Genomic DNA, 16,880 nt, shown 5'->3' on the forward strand with positions numbered 1-16,880 from the left:
GGCCGCCGGCGCGGTCAGCCGGAGATGCCGACCACGAGCCAGATGAACGCCGCCCCGGCCACCGTGCACAGCAGGGTGGAGCGGGCCGGGTGCTCGTGATGGGCCTCGGGCAGGATCTCGGCGGCGGCGAGGTAGAGCAGGACGCCGCCGAAGAGGCCGAGATAGCCGCCGAGCACCGGTTCGGGGATGTGGAAGAAGACGGTCGACAGCGCGCCCACCAGGGGTGCGCAGGCGTCGGCGAGCAGCATCCCGAGGGCGCGGCGGCGGGCGTTGCCGTACAGGCTCGTGATGGTGAAGGTGTTGAAGCCGTCGGCGAAGTCGTGGGCGATCACGGCGAGCGCGACGGCCGTGCCCATGCCGCCGCCGACCTGGAAGGCCGCGCCGATCGCGACGCCGTCCATGGCGCTGTGGCCCACCATCGCGCCGGCCGCGGTGAGGCCGACCTCGGGCACCCGGTGGTGGTCGTGCTCGTCCCCGCCGTGGGCGGCCTGGCGCGCGGCCAGGGTGCGTTCCACGAGGTGGGCGAGGAGGAAGCCGGCCACGAAGAGCAGCAGGGCGGCGGGTACGCCGAAGATCTCGCGGTCGGCGGCACGCAGTGCCTCCGGCAGCAGGTCCAGGCCGACCACGCCCAGCATCAGACCGCCGGCGAGTCCCAGGACGAGATGCCGACGGTCGGTCACCCGCTGAGCCGTCCAGCCGCCGGCCAGCGTCATCAGGAACGCGCCGAGCGCGACGAAGACCGCCATAGGCACTTGCTATCCGATGAAGGCGCCTTCGCGCACATCGGGCACCTCGCATATCGCCTCGCATCCTGACATTTCACCCCGCAATTGCCGTGTGCTTTCCGTACGAGAGGACTTTCCCGATGGCCGACGCCGCCACCGACGCCACTGCCGACGCCCTTGCCGAGGGGGCCGCGGCCGACGGCACTCCTGTGGCCGTCCCCCCCGGCAAGGTGACCTTCGTCGGTGCGGGTCCCGGCGCCGCCGACCTGCTGACCTTCCGGGCCGCGCGGGCGATCGCGGCGGCGGACGTGGTGATCTGGGCCGCCAGCCTGGTTCAGGCGGAGGTCCTGGAGCACGCGCGCGCGGACGCGGAGGTGCTGGACTCGGCGGCCATGTCCCTGGAGGAGGTCGTCGCCGTCTACCGGCGGGCGCACTCTGAGGGCCTGGCGGTGGCGAGGATCCACTCCGGCGACCCGGCGCTGTGGGGCGGCACGCAGGAGCAGCTGGACCGGTGCGCGGAGATCGGCATCGCCACCGAGGTGGTGCCCGGGGTGTCGTCGTTCTCCGCCGTGGCGGCGCTCGCCCAGCGCGAGCTGACGATCCCCGAGGTCGCGCAGTCCGTGGTCCTCACCCGGCTCGGCGGCGGCAAGACGCCGATGCCGCCCGGGGAGGAGGTGCGCGAGTTCGCCCGGCACGGCACCACCATGGCGGTCTTCCTGTCGGCGGCGCGCAGCGGGCAGCTGGTGCGGGAGCTGCTGGAGGGCGGGTATCCGACGTCCACGCCGGTGATCGTCGCCTACCAGGCCACCTGGCCGGAGGAGCTGGTCGTGCGGTGCACGATCGGCACGCTGGAGGAGACGGTCAAGGAGCACAGGCTCTGGAAGCACACGCTGTTCCTGGTCGGCCCGGCGCTGGACGCGCGGGGCACCCGCTCACACCTCTACCACCCGGGCCACTTCCACGGTTTCCGCAAGGCCGACCCGGCCGCCCGGCGGGCGCTGCGCGAGCGAGGGGCGGGCGAGTGATCACCGTCGTCGGTACGGGGACGGGGGCGCCGCTCCCCGAGGACGTCGCGGCGGGTGCCGCGCTCGTCGTCGGCGGGCGGCGGCACCTGGACTCGGTACGGCTGCCCGCCGGGGCCGAGCGGATCGTGCTCGGCCCGCTGGCGCCCGCCCTGGACACCGTCGCCGAGTACGTCGCCGGGGAGCTGCCGGTGCTGGTGCTGGCCTCCGGGGACCCCGGATTCTTCGGGATCGTCCGCGCGCTCGCCGAACGCTTCGGCGCGGAGCGTCTCTCGGTGCGCCCCGGGGTCTCCTCGGTGGCCACCGCGTTCGCCCGGCTCGGGCTGCCCTGGGACGACGCGGTGGTGGTCAGCGCCCACGGCAGGGCCCTGCGCACCGCCGTGCACGTCTGCCGCGCCCACCCGAAGGTCGCCGTGCTCACGGGACCGGGCGCCGGCCCCGCCGAACTGGGCGCCGCGCTGACCGGCCGCGACCGGCTGCTCGTCGTGGCGACGGCGCTGGGCGACCCGGCACGGGAGCGGGTGGAGCGGGTGACCCCCGCGGAGGCGGCGTCCCGCGACTGGGGCACGACGGTGAGCGTGGTCCTGTGCCTGGCCACGGGCCCGGCGCCGACCGCTCCGGCGGTGCCGCCCGGCCGGGCACGGACGGTCGCCCCGACGCGGACAGCCGACCCCGCGCAGACCGCCGGCCCGGCACCGGCAGACACCCCGGCCCGGACGACGATCCCCGCCCGCACGACCGACCCGGCACCGACCGCCGACCCGGTACGAGCAGCCGGCCCACCGCGGACAGCCGACCCGGTGCGGACGGTCGAGCCGGCACCAACAACCGGCCCCGCGCAGACCGCCGGCCCGGCACCGGCAGACACCCCGGCCCGGACGACGATCCCCGCCCGCACGACCGACCCGGCACCGACCGCCGACCCGGTACGGACGGTCGGCCCGGCACAGCCAACCGACCCGGCGCGATCGGCCCACCCCGCGACCACCGACCCGGCACAGGCGAACCCGGCACAGCCAACCGACCCGGTACGAGCAGCCGGCCCGGCACCGACCGCCGACCCGGTACGAGCAGCCGGCCCGGCACGGGCGGTCGCCGCGCCGTCGGCGGCCGGCGACGGGCGGACGCCCGGTCAGGGTCAGGTGCCCGGCCCTGAGCAGACGTCCGGCCCGCGAGGGGGGACGGACCCGTTCCCGGCGGCCGACCGGACGCGGACTCCCGCACCGGGACGGGCGACCGCCCCGCAAGAGGCGATCCGCCCCCTCCCCGCGGCGGACCCGACGCGGACGCCGGTCCGGGCACCCCGTGCGCAGGGGGCCGTCGGCCCCCTCCGCACCCTCGCCGGGGCGGCGCCCGGCCCCACCCGGTGGGCCCTGGAGGAAGCCGCCTTCGCCCACCGGGACTCGATGATCACCAAGTTCGAGGTGCGGGCGCTCGCGCTGGCTCGGCTCGGGCCGCGGCTCGGGGACCTGGTGTGGGACGTGGGTGCCGGGTCCGGGTCGGTCGCGGTGGAGTGCGCGCGGCTCGGCGCGGCCGTCGTCGCGGTCGAGAAGGCCGCGGACGGGGTGGCGCTGATCGGGGAGAACGCCCGCGCCCACGGCGTCGAGGTGGACGTCGTGCACGGCACCGCGCCCGACGCGCTGGCCGGGCTCGCCGACGACCCGGACGCGGTGTTCGTCGGGGGCGGGGGGCGCGAACTGCCCGCCGTGATCCGGGCGTGCGCGCTGCGCGCGCGGCGGACCGTGGTCGTGGCCATGGCCGCCCTGGACCGGGTGCCCGCGGCCCGCGAGGCGCTGGCCGCCGCCGGGTTCCGCTGCGACGGCGTGCTGCTGCATTCCTCGCGGCTCGCCCCGCTGCCGGGCGACGTGACCCGGCTCGCGGCGACCAACCCTGTGTTTCTGCTCTGGGGCGTCAGAACCCCCGTTCCCACCGAAGGAGTTGACCAGTGATCGGCCTGATTTCCGCCACCGCGGCGGGGGCGGCGGCACGGGACCGGCTGGCCGCGGCCTGGCCGGACCGTACCCGGGTGTACGAGGGCCCGGTCGGGGAGGCGGTGCGGGCCGCGTTCGCCGAGTGCGAGCAGCTGGTGTGCTTCCTCGCGACGGGCGCGACGGTACGACTCCTCGCGCCGCTGCTCGCCGGCAAGACGGCCGACCCGGGCGTGGTCTGCGTGGACGAGGCCGGCCGGTTCGCGGTGTCGCTGCTCGGCGGACACGGCGGCGGCGCCAACGAACTCGCCCGGGACGTCGCCGGGTTGCTCGGCGCCGAGCCGGTCGTGACCACCGCCACGGACGCCGTCGGACTGGCCGGCCTGGACACCCTGGGTCTGCCCTGCGAGGGTGCCGTCGCCACCGTGTCCCGGGCCCTGCTGGACGGCGAACCGGTCGTGCTCGTCGCGGAGTCGGCGTGGCCGCTGCCGCCGCTGCCGGTCTCGCCGCAGGGGTCGTACACGATCCGGCTCACCGACCGGGACGTCCGGCCGGGCCCGCGGGACGTGCTGTTGCGGCCGCCGTCCCTCGTCGTCGGGGTCGGCGCGTCCAAGGGCGCGCCGGTGGACGAGGTGCTCGGTCTGATCGAGAGGACGCTGCGGGAGGCGGGTCTGTCCCCCCGTTCCGTCGCCGAACTCGCCACCGTGGACGCCAAGTCGGCCGAGCCCGGCATCCTGGGTGCCGCCGAGCGGCTGGGCGTGCCCGTGGTGACGTACTCCGCCGGGGAACTGGCGTCGGTCGAGGTGCCCAACCCCTCCGCCGCGCCCCTCGCCGCCGTCGGCACACCCTCGGTCGCCGAGGCCGCCGCACTGGTGCGGGGCGGTGAACTCCTCGTTCCCAAGCGGAAGTCGGACGCGTCCCCGGCGATGGCGACGTGTGCCGTGGTGCGCCGCCCGGGGCGCGGGCGGCTCGCGGTGGTCGGGCTCGGGCCCGGCGCCCGGGACCTGCTCACCCCGCGCGCGACGGCCGAGCTGCGCCGGGCCTCGGTGGTGGTCGGGCTCGACCAGTACGTGGACCAGATCCGCGATCTGCTGCGCCCCGGCACCCGGGTGCTGGAGTCCGGGCTCGGCGCCGAGGAGGAACGGGCCCGCACGGCCGTCGCGGAGGCCCGGCGCGGGCACGCGGTGGCGCTGATCGGCAGCGGGGACGCGGGCGTCTACGCCATGGCCTCGCCCGCGCTCGCCGAGGCGTCCGACGACATCGACGTGGTGGGGGTGCCCGGAGTGACGGCCGCGCTGGCCGCCGCCGCGATCCTGGGTGCGCCGCTGGGCCACGACCATGTCTCCATCAGCCTCTCCGACCTGCACACACCGTGGGAGGTCATCGAGCGGCGGGTGCGGGCGGCGGCCGAGGCGGACCTCGTGGTCACCTTCTACAACCCCCGCTCGCGGGGCCGCGACTGGCAGCTGCCCAAGGCGCTCGGCATCCTCGCCGGGCACCGGACGCCGACGACGCCCGTGGGCGTCGTACGCAACGCCTCGCGGCCGGACGGTTCGAGCCGGGTCACCACCCTCGCCGGGCTCGACCCGGCGACGGTCGACATGATGACGGTCGTCACCGTGGGCAACACCGCGACCCGCACGGTCGCCGGGCGCATGGTGACCCCGCGCGGCTACCGCTGGCAGGCCCCGGCGGCCGGCGGCTCCGCCACGGGCCGGGAGGAGGCCCGGTGAACCGGATCGTGCACCCCATCGAGCAGGAGTCCTTCCGGCGGCTGCGCGCCCGTCTGGACACCTCGCACTTCCCGCCGCTGACCCGCGCCGTGGTGGAGCGGGTGATCCACTCCGCCGCCGACCTGGAGTACGCGGACGACCTCGTCATGGCGGAGGCGGACCTGGTCCCGGCGCACGCCGCGCTGCACGCCGGGGCGCCGGTCGTGGTGGACGTGGAGATGGTCGCGGCCGGCATCACCCGGCGGCGGACCGTGTGCCGCCTGAGGGACGCCACGTCCGGCCCGGGACGCACCCGTTCGGCGCATGCGGTCCGGCTCGCCTACGAGGAGGTCGGGCCCGGCGCCCTGTGGGTGATCGGCTGTGCGCCGACCGCCCTGGAAGAGCTGCTGGCCCTGGACGCCGCCCCCGTGCTCGTCGTCGGCCTGCCCGTCGGCTTCGTCGGCGCGGCCGAGTCCAAGGCCGCGCTGCGCGCGAGCGGGCTGCCCGCCGTGAGCAACGTGTCCGAGAAGGGCGGCTCGGCGGTCGCCGCCGCCGCGCTCAACGCCCTGCTGTACCACCCGATCTCGTCCGAGGAGACCCTGTGACCACCCCGCCCGCCCTGCTGATCGCCGGCCACGGCACCCGTGACGACGCCGGAGCCGAGGCGTTCCGCGCCTTCGTGCGGGAGCTGGGCCGCCGCCGTCCCGACCTGCCCGTCGCGGGCGGCTTCATCGAGCTGTCCCCGCCGCCGCTCGGCGACGCCGTGGCCGAACTGGTGGAGCGGGGCGTGCGCCGGTTCGCCGCCGTCCCGCTGATGCTGGTGTCCGCCGGGCACGCCAAGGGCGACATCCCGGCCGCGCTGGCCCGCGAGAAGGAACGGCACCCGGGCATCTCCTACGCCTACGGCCGCCCGCTCGGCCCGCACCCGGCGCTGCTGAACGTGCTGGAACGGCGCCTCGACGAGGCGCTCGGCGGCCAGGACCGGTCCGAGGTGACCGTGCTGCTGGTCGGCCGCGGCTCCACGGACCCGGACGCCAACGCCGAGGTGTTCAAGGCGGCACGGCTGCTGTGGGAGGGCCGGGGGTACGCCGGTGTGGAGACGGCGTTCGTGTCGCTCGCGGCGCCGGACGTGCCGAGCGGCCTCGCCCGGTGCGCGGCGCTGGGGGCGCGGCGGATCGTCGTGCTCCCCTACTTCCTGTTCACCGGCGTCCTGCCGGACCGGGTGCGGCGGCAGACCGAGGAGTGGGCGGCCGCGCACCCGGACCTGGAGGTGCGCTCGGCGGACGTCATCGGCCCGGAGCCGGAGTTGCTGGACCTGGTCCTCGAACGGTACGCGGAGGCCGTCGAGGGCGACCTGCGGATGAACTGCGACTCGTGCGTGTACCGGATCGCGCTGCCGGGCTTCGAGGACAAGGTGGGGCTGCCGCAGCAGCCGCACTTCCACCCGGACGACGACGGTCACGGGCACCACCACCACGGCGGGCACGCCCACGACCATGCGCACTGAACTCTCCGCCGGGCCCGACCTGCGGCACCACGGAGACGCCGAGGTGCGGGACGACGGCGCGGCGCTGGTCGACCTCGCCGTCAACGTGCGGTCGGACACGCCCCCGCGGTGGCTGCGCGCCCGCATCGCCGAGTCCCTGACGTCCCTCGCGGCCTACCCGGACGGGCGGGCCGCCCGGGAGGCGGTGGCGCGGCGCCACGGGCTGCCGGCCGCGCGGGTGCTGCTGACGGCGGGGGCGGCGGAGGCGTTCGTGCTGCTCGCCCGCGCGCTCGACGTCCGCCGACCGGTCGTCGTGCACCCGCAGTTCACCGAGCCGGAGGCGGCGCTGCGCGATGCCGGGCACACGGTGGAGCGGGTGCTGCTGCGGCCGCGGGACGGTTTCCGGCTGGATGCGGCGCTGGTGCCGGAGGAGGCCGATCTGGTGGTGATCGGCAATCCCACGAACCCGACGTCGGTCCTGCACCCGGCCGAGGAGATCGCCCGGCTGGCCCGCCCCGGACGGGTGCTGGTGGTCGACGAGGCGTTCATGGACGCGACGCCGGGTGAGCGGGAGGCGCTGGCCGGGCGGACGGACGTGCCCGGTCTCGTGGTGCTGCGCAGCTTGACCAAGACCTGGGGACTGGCGGGTCTGCGCATCGGCTATGTGCTGGCCGAGCCCGGGATCATCGAGGAGCTGGCGCGGGCCCAGCCGCTGTGGCCGGTGTCCACGCCCGCGCTGACCGCGGCCGAGGCGTGCGTGTCCCCGCGCGCCCTGGCCGAGGCGGAACGCGCGGCGCACCGCATCGCCGGGGACCGGGCCCATCTGATCGCGGGCCTGTCCGCGCTGGCGTCGCGCGGGGTGCGGGTGGTGGAGCCGGCCGAGGGGCCCTTCGTGCTGGTCGGCGTCCCGGAGGCGGCCACCGTACGACGGCGGTTGCGCGACCTCGGCTACGCCGTGCGCCGCGGGGACACGTTCCCCGGGCTCGGCGGCGACTGGATACGGCTCGCCGTCCGCGATCGAACCACGACGACCGGTTTCCTGGCCGCGCTGTCCACCGTGCTGGACTGACGGGACGTCAGGACGCCGCTCGGGGCGCGGACCTCGGACGGGCGAGCCGGTCGGTCGCCCCGGCCGCCCCCCGGTCGCCGTCGGCCGAGCGGGGGCGGACGGCCACGCCGCGGGGCGGGAGACGGCGCCGCGTCCGGGACGACAGCACCCCGCCGACGCGGGCCGCCCGGCCCCGCCCCTCCCCCGCCGTCAGCTCCTGCGGCGGCGCGCCACCATCACCGCGCCCCCGCCCACCGCCAGCAGCGCCACCGCGCCGCCCGCGATGTACGGCGTCGCCGGGTTGCCTCCCGTCTCCGCGAGGTCGGCGTTGGAGGCGCCGCCCTGCGGCTTCACGTCGGAGGCCGGGGCGTCCTTGGAGGTGGTGCCGGACCCGGGGTTCGCGCCGGACGCCGGGTCGTGGCTCTGGACCGGGTGGCCGGCGGGCGGGGCCATCGGGGACTCGCACGTGGCCTTGGCCAGCGTGACCGTGCCCTCGACGTCCGCGACGTTGAGCTTCAGGGGGTTGACGGAGACCTTGAGCTGGAGCGCGGTCGCGGCGGCCGTGCGGGACGTGGTGCCGTGCCGGGCCAGGTCGAGGCGGACCTCGCCGACGCCGGGCACCTTGACCTCGGTCGGGCCGCCGGCCGTGACCGTGACACGACGGCCGAGCACGGTGACCGTGCCGAGGATCTTCGCGTCGGCGCTCGGCGCCTTGCCGACCTCGCAGGTGGCCCGCGCGGTGACGGTGTCGACCTCGATCAGGGACAGCAGGGGCAGGCCGGGGACGTGCAGCCTGGCGTGGACGAGGCGGACGGAGCCCTCCGCGCGCCGGTCGGTGACGGTGGCCCGGGACTGGGCCACGTCGGCGTCGAGGACCGTGAACGGGTTGCCGTTCGCCACCCCGTCGAGGCGGGCGGACAGGGCGGTCCGGTCGGCGCTCTGCGGTGCCCTGACCTCGTTGAGGGAGACGGCGAGCGGGATGTCGACGGACTTGTCGAGCAGGGACACGTCGAGCCCGGTGCGCAGGACGGCCGCGGTGGCGCGGCCGGGGTTCTCGGTCGCGTGCGCGGTGCCCGCGCCCAGGACGGCGGGCGCGGTGGCCAGGGCGGTGACGGTCGCCGCGGCGGCGAGACGGCGCACGGGCAGGCGGAAGTTGGTGCTGTTCAAGGCGGTGGGACCCCCCACTTGGAACTGCTTGGGACCCGTCAACCTTGTCGTCAGTGTGGGGGAACGGTCAGCAAACCAGGGTCACTTCACTCAAACGTGGAAATCCCGCACACTTCTTCGAATCATCGTGCACATGTGTTCCCTCGCGCGCCGCAGGCATCGCTCTTCGCCCGCCCCTGCCCGCCCCTGCCCGTCCCCGCCCGTCCCCGCTCTTTCCCCGCTCGTCCCTACTCGACGATCTCCCCGTTCAGCACCACCCGGCGCGGCGCCGCCAGTACCCCCACGTCCGCCCGGGGATCACCGTCGTACACCACGAGGTCGGCCGGTGCCCCCTCCTCCAGGCCGGGGCGGCCGAGCCACGCGCGCGCGGACCAGCTCGTCGCCGCGAGGGCCTCGATCGGCGGGATGCCCGCCGCGACCAGTTCGGCGACCTCGGCCGCGACCAGTCCGTGCGGCAGCGAGCCGCCGGCGTCGGTGCCGACGAACACCGGGATGCCGGCGTCGTAGGCGGAGCGCACGGTGTCGTAGCGCCGCTCGTGCAGCCGGCGCATATGGGCCGACCAGCGCGGGAACTTGGCGTCGCCGCCGGCCGCGAGCTGCGGGAAGGTGGCGGTGTTGACGAGGGTCGGGACGATGGCGACGCCCCGCTCGGCGAACAGCGGGAGCAGGTCCTCGGTGAGGCCGGTGGCGTGCTCGACGCAGTCGATGCCCGCCTCGACCAGGTCGCGCAGGGAGTCCTCGGCGAAGCAGTGCGCGGTGACCCGGGCGCCGAGCCGGTGGGCCTCGGCGATCGCGGCCTCGACGGCCTCGCGGGGCCAGCAGGGCGAGAGGTCGCCGAGGCCGCGGTCGATCCAGTCACCGACCAGCTTGACCCAGCCGTCGCCGCGCCGGGCCTCCTGGGCGACGTAGGCGACGAGGTCGTCCGGTTCGATCTCCCAGGCGTAGTTGCGGATGTAGCGGCGGGTGCGGGCGATGTGCCGGCCGGCCCGGATGATCTTCGGCAGGTCGGCGCGGTCGTCGGTCCAACGGGTGTCCGAGGGCGAGCCCGCGTCCCGGATCAGCAGGGTGCCCGCGTCCCGGTCGGTGAGCGCCTGCTTCTCGGCGGTGTCCGCGTCGACCGGGCCGTGCGCGTCGAGTCCCACATGGCAATGGGCGTCCACCAGTCCGGGCAGCGCCCACCCCTGGACGGTCCGGACGTCCCGGGCCCCGGCGGGGCGGTCGTACGACACCCGGCCGCCGACCACCCACAGCTCGTCGCGTACGTCCTGCGGTCCGACGAGGACCCTGCCCTTCACATGCAGCACCGGCTGATCGCTCATACCGGAACCTTAGAGGGCTACGCCCGGTCGGTACCCGGCCGGTCGGCGATCCCCTCCTCCACCTCGGCCATCGCCGGGTCGAGGAGGCGGGAGAGGAAGTGGCGGGTGCGCGCGTGCCGCGGGGCTCCGATGACCTGCTCGGGGCGGCCGTCCTCCACGATCACACCGCCGTCCATGAAGACGACCCGGTCGGCGACCTCGCGGGCGAAGGTCATCTCGTGGGTGACGACCATCATCGTCATGCCCTCCCGCGCGAGTCCCCGCATCACCGCGAGGACGTCGCCGACCAGCTCGGGGTCGAGGGCGGAGGTCGGCTCGTCGAAGAGCATCACCTCGGGGCCCATGGCGAGCGCGCGGGCGATGGCGACGCGTTGCTGCTGGCCGCCGGAGAGGGCGGACGGAAAGGCGTCCGCCTTCTCGGCGAGGCCGACGCGGGCCAGGTTCTCGGCCGCGACGCGGGCCGCCTGTGCCTTGTCGCGCCCGAGGACCCGGCGCTGGGGCAGGGTGAGGTTCTCGGTCACGCTGAGGTGCGGGAAGAGGTTGAACTGCTGGAAGACCATGCCGATGCGGCGCCGGGCGGCGTCGATGTCGACGTCCGGATCGGTGATCTCGGTGCCGCCGACGAAGACCCGGCCCTCGGTCGGTTCCTCCAGCAGGTTCACGCAGCGCAGCAGCGTGGACTTGCCGGAGCCGGACGGGCCGATGACGCAGACGACCTCGCCCTGGCCGATCTCCAGGTCGATGCCGCGCAGGACCTGGTTGTCGCCGAAGGACTTGCGCAGGCCCTGGACGCGGATCTCGGGGGTGGTCACCTGATCTCCTTGAGGGCCTTGGTTTCCATGCGGCGCACGACGAGGCTCAGCGGGACCGTGATCAGCAGATAGCACAGGCCCGCGACCAGGATCGGCGTGGAGTTGGCGGTCTGGCTGGCCAGGTCGTTGCCGAACTTGGACAGTTCGCGCTGCTCCAGGGTGACCCCGAGGAACAGCACCAGCGAGGAGTCCTTGAAGAGCAGGACGAGTTCGTTGGTCAGCGGCGGCAGGATGATGCGGAAGGCCTGCGGCAGGATGATCGAGACCATGGCCCGCGCGGGCGAGAAGCCGAGCGAGCGGGCCGCCTCCGTCTGCCCCTTGGGCACGGCCTGGATGCCCGCGCGGATGGTCTCCGCCATGTAGGCGGCGGAGACCAGGCCGAGCGCGACGGCGACCTTGCCGTAGGTGCCGCCCGGGTACTGGACCTCCGGGAAGGCCAGGGGCACGCCGACGCCGACGAAGATGAAGATCAGCAGCGCGGGCAGGCCGCGGAAGATCTCGATGTAGATGCCGGCGAGCCAGCGGTAGGGGCCCACGGAGGACAGCCGCATCAGCGCGATGACCATGCCGAGGGCCAGGCCGACGACGAATCCGGACAGCGTGTACAGCACGGTGTTCTTCAGGGCGACCGTGATGAGGTCCGGGAACAGCTGCCGGGCGATGCCGGGCTGCGCGAACTGGTTCTGCAGCCGCCCCCAGTCCGCGGTGAGCGCGAAGGCGATCACCGCGGCGGCGAGGACGGCGTACTGGGCGCCGCGCGAGAGCCTTCGCCTCCGCGTGCGCGTCAAACCCGTGCGTTTCGGCTGGACGCCGGTGTCCGTGTCGGCCATGGGCTCAGGAGCCGGCCGGGGAGGCGACGGAGGAGTCGTACGGGCCGATCCACTTCTCGTAGATCTTCTTGTAGGTGCCGTCGGCCTTGGCGTCCTCGATGGCCTTGTCGATGGCGTTCAGCAGGGGCTTGTTGCCCTTCTTGACCGTGAAGCCGTACTGCTCGCCGGTCTTCAGGTTGTCGACGACCTCGAACCTGTCCGCGTTGGCCTTGTCCTTGAGCCAGCCCTGGACCACCGGGTAGTCGATGACGACGGCCTGGACCTGGCCGGTGCGCAGGCCGTTGAGGACCGCGTCGGAGGAGGCGAAGGAGACCGGGTCGAGACCCTTCTTCTTGGCGAAGTCCTCGCCGGTGGTCTGCGCCTGGGCGCCGACCTTCCTGCCCTCGGCGTCGGCGAGCGAGCCGATCCCGCTCTTCTTGTCGACCAGCACGGCCTGGGTGGCCTCGAAGTACGGGTCGGAGAAGTCGACGTTCTTCGCGCGCTCGGCGGTGATCGTCATACCGGCGGCGGCGAGGTCGCACTGGCCGGAGTTCAGGAAGGCACCCGTCTTGAAGTTCTCGAACGGCGTGTCCACGATCTGCTGCTTGACGCCGAGGTCCTTGGCGACGAGGTCGATCAGGGAGACGTCGAAACCCTGCACCTTGCCGTCGACCACCGACTGGAACGGCGGGTAGGGCAGGTGGGTGCAGGTGGTGAGCTGCCCGGCCTTGGCCAGGTGCACGCCGCCCGCCGTGGTCGCGCCGCTCCCCGAGCCGCCGGAGGAGCAGCCCGCCACGACGAGCACGAGACCGGCGGTCGCGGTGGTGGCAGCCAGAAGACGGGTCCGGCGTCCGAGGAGGGTTTTCATGGGGAGGACTCCTGTGGGGGGAACGATAGGTTCCGATTATAAGGAAATGTTTGGGTCTCTCAAATCAATCCCATGGGCATGAGGCCCCTGGACCTAAGATCGGGGGGAGTGCACCCCCGTGAACCCTGCGAAGAAGAGAGAACACCGCCGTGACGCACCCCTTCCTCGACCTGCCCCCGCTGACCGCGCGGCGCTTCGCCGCGATCGAGGACCGGGTGGCCCGGCTGCTGGACACCCGGCAGGACGTGCTGATCACCCAGGGCGAGGCGCTGCTGCCGCTGGAGGGCGCGATCCGGGCGGCCGCCGGTCCGGGCACGGTGGCGCTGAACGTGATCACCGGTCCGTACGGGCAGACCTTCGGCAACTGGCTGCGCGACGCCGGCGCGACGGTGTACGACATCTCGGTCCCCTTCCACACGGCGGTGCGCGCGGAGCAGATCCGCGCGGCGTTCGCCGAGCACCCGGAGATCGACTTCGTCTCCCTGGTGCACGCGGAGGCCGCGACCGGCAACACCAACCCGGTCGCGGAGATCGGTGAGGCGGTACGGGAACAGGGCGCGCTGTTCTATCTGGACGCCGTCGCCTCGGTGGGCGCGGAGCCGGTGCTGCCGGACGCCTGGGGCGTGGACCTGTGCGTGATCGGCGCGCAGAAGGCGATGGGCGGCCCGGCGGGCGTCTCGGCGATCTCGGTGAGCGAGCGCGCGTGGGCCCGGATGGCGGCGAACCCGAACGCGCCGCGCCGCTCCTACCTCTCCCTGCTGGACTGGAAGGAGCGCTGGCTGGACGCCGGCCGCGCGGCGCTGCCGCACGCCCCGGCCCAGCTGGAGATGCTGGCGCTGGACGCCTGCCTGGAGCGGATAGAGGCGTCCGGTCTGGACACGGTGACGGACCGCCACCGGCGTGCGGCGCTGGCCACCCGGGCGGGCGCGCTGGCGCTGGGCGGCGGCCTGGAGCCGTACGTCCACGAGGCATCGGACGCGGCACCGGTGGCGACGACCCTGCGGGTGCCGCCGTCGCTCGCCGCCTCCGACCTGGTCGCCGCCGCGCTGGCCGCCGACCCCGCCCTCCCGCTGGCCGCGGGCGGCGGCGCCCTGGCCAAGGAGATGGTCCGCGTCAACCATTACGGCGCCGACGCCACCGAGGCCGCGGTCCGGTCCTCCCTGGAGGCACTGGGCGCGGTCCTCGCGGAGCGCGGCGCGACGGTGGACCCGGCGGCCGCGCGGCAGGCCGTGGCCCTGGCCTGGCGGTAGCCGCCACCGGTCCGCGACGAGCACGGCGGCCCGCGCCGGACGGTGCGGGCCGTTGTCACACCCGGCTGCCATGCTGCCCCCATGACCACGGAACACACCCCGCAGCGACAGACCCTCCCCGACGGCCGTCCCGTTCCCCTGCCGACCGGCGCCGAGCGCCCCATGCTGGAGAGCTGGCTGGACTTCCACCGGGCCACGCTGGAGCTGAAGTGCCGCGGCCTGGACGACGGGCAGGCGCGGGCCGCCTCGGCGCGGCCGTCGGAGCTGACCCTGCTGGGACTGGTGCAGCATCTCGCGGAGGTCGAGCGGACGTGGTTCCAGCGGGTACTGGGCGGCCTGGACCTGCCGCCGGTGTTCGACGAGGAGTTGGGCTACGCCCTGGACCCCGTGCGCGGACTCGACGAGGCGATGACCGCCTGGCAGCACGAGATCGCGCGCGGACGCGAGTTGTGCGCCGGGCGGTCGCTGGAGTCCACCGGGCGGATCGTCGACGGACCGATGGCCGGGACGGAGGTCAGCGTGCGCTGGGTGCTGATCCATCTCATCGAGGAGTACGCGCGCCACAACGGGCACGCCGACATTCTTCGCGAACGAATCGACGGTGTCACCGGAGCCTGAATTCAATTTAGTTTCACAATTTCCGCCAATTTCCCGGACGGCAGCTTCCCATAGTCTTCTGCCCGCTTTTCTCGCGACTAAACGGGGCAGTTTTCCGGGAGATTTCTGACGGTTTCATACGTGTGACACACTCCACAAGCCGGGCAATTTGTCATGGTTTGCTGCGGGTCATTTCCGGCATATCGCGCCCCGTCCATCGCCACATCGGACCCGCGGTCGTGCATTTCTTAATTCGCCTCGCTAAATTCGTGCCGCATGACTGCCGCACCCGCAGACCTGCTCATCGACCAACCGGCGACGGCGGACGGCGCCACGCTCTGGCGCCTCGCCAAGGACTCGAAAACCCTCGATCTCAACTCGTCCTACAGCTATCTGCTGTGGTGCCGGGACTTCGCCGGCACCTCGGCGGTGGCACGTGGTGCGGACGGCACGCCCGTCGGTTTCGTCACCGGGTACGTGCGGCCCGACCGCCCGAGCACCCTGCTCGTCTGGCAGGTCGCCGTGGACGACGCCCACCGCGGCCGGGGCATCGCCGCCGCCCTGCTGGACGGGCTGGCCCGGCGCCTCGCCGCCGAGCGCGGAGTCACCGACATGGAGACCACGATCACGCCCGGCAACACCGCCTCCGAGCGGCTGTTCACCTCGTTCGCGCGGCGGCACGGCGCGCACCTCACCCGGGAGGTGCTGTTTTCCGCCGAGCTGTTCCCGGACGGCCCGCACGACTCCGAAGTCCTCTACCGCATCGGCCCGTTGACCGATTCCCCCGCCCACTGAGGAGCGAATCACCGTGACCATCACCCAGCCCGACCTCAGCGTCTTCGAGACCCTCGAGTCCGAGGTGCGCAGCTACTGCCGCGGCTGGCCCACCGTGTTCGACCGCGCGCAGGGCAGCCGGATGTACGACGAGGACGGCCACGCGTACCTCGACTTCTTCGCCGGCGCCGGATCACTCAACTACGGCCACAACAATCCGGTACTCAAACGGGCGCTGATCGACTACCTGTCCCGGGACGGGGTCACCCACGGCCTGGACATGTCGACCACGGCCAAGCGCTCGTTCCTGGGCACCTTCCAGAACCTGGTGCTGCGCCCCCGCGACCTGCCGTACAAGGTCATGTTCCCGGGCCCGACCGGCACGAACGCCGTCGAGTCGGCGCTCAAGCTGGCCCGGAAGGTGAAGGGCCGCGAGGCCATCGTGTCGTTCACCAACGCCTTCCACGGGATGTCCCTGGGCTCGCTCGCGGTGACCGGCAACGCCTTCAAGCGGGCCGGCGCCGGCATCCCGCTGGTGCACGGCACCCCGATGCCGTTCGACAACTACTTCGAGGGCACCGTCCCGGACTTCCTGTGGTTCGAGCGGCTCCTGGAGGACCAGGGCTCCGGTCTGAACAAGCCCGCCGCGGTGATCGTGGAGACCGTGCAGGGCGAGGGCGGCATCAACGTGGCCCGGCCCGAATGGCTGCGCGCGCTCAAGGAACTGTGCGAGCGGCAGGACATGCTGCTGATCGTCGACGACATCCAGATGGGCTGCGGCCGTACCGGCGCCTTCTTCTCCTTCGAGGAGTCCGGGATCACCCCGGACATCGTCACAGTGTCGAAGTCGATCAGCGGCTACGGCCTGCCGATGTCGCTGTGCCTGTTCCGGCCCGAGCTGGACGTCTGGGAGCCGGGCGAGCACAACGGCACCTTCCGCGGCAACAACCCCGCGTTCGTCACCGCCACCGCGGCCCTGGAGACCTACTGGACCGACGGCTCGGCCATGGAGAAGCAGACGCGCGCCCGCGGCGAGCAGGTCGAGCAGGCACTGATCTCCATCACGGAGGAGAACCTCGCCGATGTGAAGGAGTACCGCGGGCGCGGGCTGGTGTGGGGCGTGGAGTTCCACGACAAGGACCGGGCCTCGCGCATCGCGCGGCGGGCCTTCGAGCTGGGGCTGCTCATCGAGACGTCCGGCCCGGAGAGCGAGGTCGTCAAGCTGCTGCCCGCCCTGACCATCACCCCGGACGAACTGGACGAGGGCCTCAGCGTCCTCGCCCGCGCCGTCCGGGAAACCGTCTGAACCGCGACGTCCGGCCACAGCGTCCGACCGGGACACCCGGACCAGGACGCCTGAACC

General features: G+C 73.9%; 15 protein-coding genes and 2 pseudogenes. 11 read left to right on the plus strand and 6 right to left on the minus strand.

The window, feature by feature from the left end:
- Positions 1-14 precede the first annotated feature (14 nt).
- Positions 15-746, minus strand: coding sequence for a ZIP family metal transporter (locus QSK45_RS04750; protein WP_285553540.1), 732 nt, complete (start codon positions 744-746; stop codon positions 15-17).
- A gap of 119 nt (positions 747-865) precedes the next feature.
- Here QSK45_RS04750 and cobM point away from each other — a divergent pair, with 119 nt between their 5' ends.
- The 7 genes and pseudogenes from cobM (at position 866) to cobC (ending at position 7,942) form a co-directional block, all read left to right on the plus strand.
- The gene (gene cobM, locus QSK45_RS04755; protein ID WP_285553541.1) at positions 866-1,750 is read left to right on the plus strand and encodes a precorrin-4 C(11)-methyltransferase; all 885 of its coding nucleotides are present in this window, start codon (positions 866-868) and stop codon (positions 1,748-1,750) included.
- Positions 1,747-2,388, plus strand: a pseudogene (gene cbiE, locus QSK45_RS04760) (precorrin-6y C5,15-methyltransferase (decarboxylating) subunit CbiE); the annotation flags it as partial. The gene cobM and the pseudogene cbiE, both read left to right, overlap by 4 nt.
- A gap of 678 nt (positions 2,389-3,066) precedes the next feature.
- A pseudogene (cbiT, locus tag QSK45_RS04765) lies at positions 3,067-3,696 on the plus strand (precorrin-6Y C5,15-methyltransferase (decarboxylating) subunit CbiT); the annotation flags it as partial.
- Complete coding sequence (cobJ, locus tag QSK45_RS04770; RefSeq protein ID WP_285553542.1) at positions 3,693-5,408, plus strand: precorrin-3B C(17)-methyltransferase; 1,716 nt, start codon at positions 3,693-3,695, stop codon at positions 5,406-5,408. The pseudogene cbiT and the gene cobJ, both read left to right, overlap by 4 nt.
- The gene (locus QSK45_RS04775; protein WP_285553543.1) at positions 5,405-5,992 is read left to right on the plus strand and encodes a precorrin-8X methylmutase; all 588 of its coding nucleotides are present in this window, start codon (positions 5,405-5,407) and stop codon (positions 5,990-5,992) included. Before cobJ ends, QSK45_RS04775 begins: the two co-directional genes overlap by 4 nt.
- Positions 5,989-6,894 (plus strand): sirohydrochlorin chelatase, encoded by a 906-nt coding sequence (locus tag QSK45_RS04780; RefSeq protein ID WP_285553544.1) that lies wholly within the window; start codon positions 5,989-5,991, stop codon positions 6,892-6,894. Before QSK45_RS04775 ends, QSK45_RS04780 begins: the two co-directional genes overlap by 4 nt.
- The gene (cobC, locus tag QSK45_RS04785; RefSeq protein WP_285553545.1) at positions 6,884-7,942 is read left to right on the plus strand and encodes an Rv2231c family histidinol phosphate aminotransferase CobC; all 1,059 of its coding nucleotides are present in this window, start codon (positions 6,884-6,886) and stop codon (positions 7,940-7,942) included. Before QSK45_RS04780 ends, cobC begins: the two co-directional genes overlap by 11 nt.
- A 189-nt stretch (positions 7,943-8,131) precedes the next feature.
- On the opposite strand, the gene QSK45_RS04790 is transcribed toward cobC, so the two are convergent.
- The 5 genes from QSK45_RS04790 to QSK45_RS04810 form a co-directional block, all read right to left on the minus strand.
- Positions 8,132-9,088, minus strand: coding sequence for an SCO1860 family LAETG-anchored protein (locus QSK45_RS04790; RefSeq protein ID WP_285553546.1), 957 nt, complete (start codon positions 9,086-9,088; stop codon positions 8,132-8,134).
- 227 nt (positions 9,089-9,315) lie between these two features.
- Complete coding sequence (locus tag QSK45_RS04795; RefSeq protein ID WP_285553547.1) at positions 9,316-10,407, minus strand: amidohydrolase family protein; 1,092 nt, start codon at positions 10,405-10,407, stop codon at positions 9,316-9,318.
- Between the two features lie 17 nt (positions 10,408-10,424).
- Complete coding sequence (locus tag QSK45_RS04800; protein ID WP_285553548.1) at positions 10,425-11,219, minus strand: amino acid ABC transporter ATP-binding protein; 795 nt, start codon at positions 11,217-11,219, stop codon at positions 10,425-10,427.
- The gene (locus tag QSK45_RS04805) at positions 11,216-12,049 is read right to left on the minus strand and encodes an amino acid ABC transporter permease (protein ID WP_285553551.1); all 834 of its coding nucleotides are present in this window, start codon (positions 12,047-12,049) and stop codon (positions 11,216-11,218) included. Before QSK45_RS04805 ends, QSK45_RS04800 begins: the two co-directional genes overlap by 4 nt.
- A 4-nt stretch (positions 12,050-12,053) precedes the next feature.
- The gene (locus tag QSK45_RS04810) at positions 12,054-12,896 is read right to left on the minus strand and encodes a transporter substrate-binding domain-containing protein (RefSeq protein WP_285553552.1); all 843 of its coding nucleotides are present in this window, start codon (positions 12,894-12,896) and stop codon (positions 12,054-12,056) included.
- A 149-nt stretch (positions 12,897-13,045) separates the two neighbouring features.
- On the opposite strand from QSK45_RS04810, the gene QSK45_RS04815 reads away from it, so the two are divergent.
- The 4 genes from QSK45_RS04815 (at position 13,046) to ectB (ending at position 16,823) form a co-directional block, all read left to right on the plus strand.
- The gene (locus QSK45_RS04815; RefSeq protein ID WP_285553554.1) at positions 13,046-14,146 is read left to right on the plus strand and encodes a pyridoxal-phosphate-dependent aminotransferase family protein; all 1,101 of its coding nucleotides are present in this window, start codon (positions 13,046-13,048) and stop codon (positions 14,144-14,146) included.
- An 81-nt stretch (positions 14,147-14,227) separates the two neighbouring features.
- Positions 14,228-14,764 carry a DinB family protein gene (locus QSK45_RS04820; protein ID WP_285553556.1) on the plus strand — a complete coding sequence of 179 codons (537 nt, stop codon included), beginning with the start codon at positions 14,228-14,230 and terminating at the stop codon, positions 14,762-14,764.
- A 255-nt stretch (positions 14,765-15,019) separates the two neighbouring features.
- Positions 15,020-15,538 (plus strand): diaminobutyrate acetyltransferase, encoded by a 519-nt coding sequence (ectA, locus tag QSK45_RS04825; protein ID WP_285553557.1) that lies wholly within the window; start codon positions 15,020-15,022, stop codon positions 15,536-15,538.
- A 13-nt stretch (positions 15,539-15,551) separates the two neighbouring features.
- A complete protein-coding gene (gene ectB, locus QSK45_RS04830) occupies positions 15,552-16,823 on the plus strand; it encodes a diaminobutyrate--2-oxoglutarate transaminase (protein ID WP_285553559.1) in 1,272 nt (423 codons plus the stop codon).
- Positions 16,824-16,880 lie beyond the last annotated feature (57 nt).

It is taken from the genome of Streptomyces hygroscopicus subsp. hygroscopicus (assembly GCF_030269125.1).
In the GTDB taxonomy this organism is placed as follows: Bacteria; Actinomycetota; Actinomycetes; order Streptomycetales; family Streptomycetaceae; genus Streptomyces; species Streptomyces hygroscopicus_C.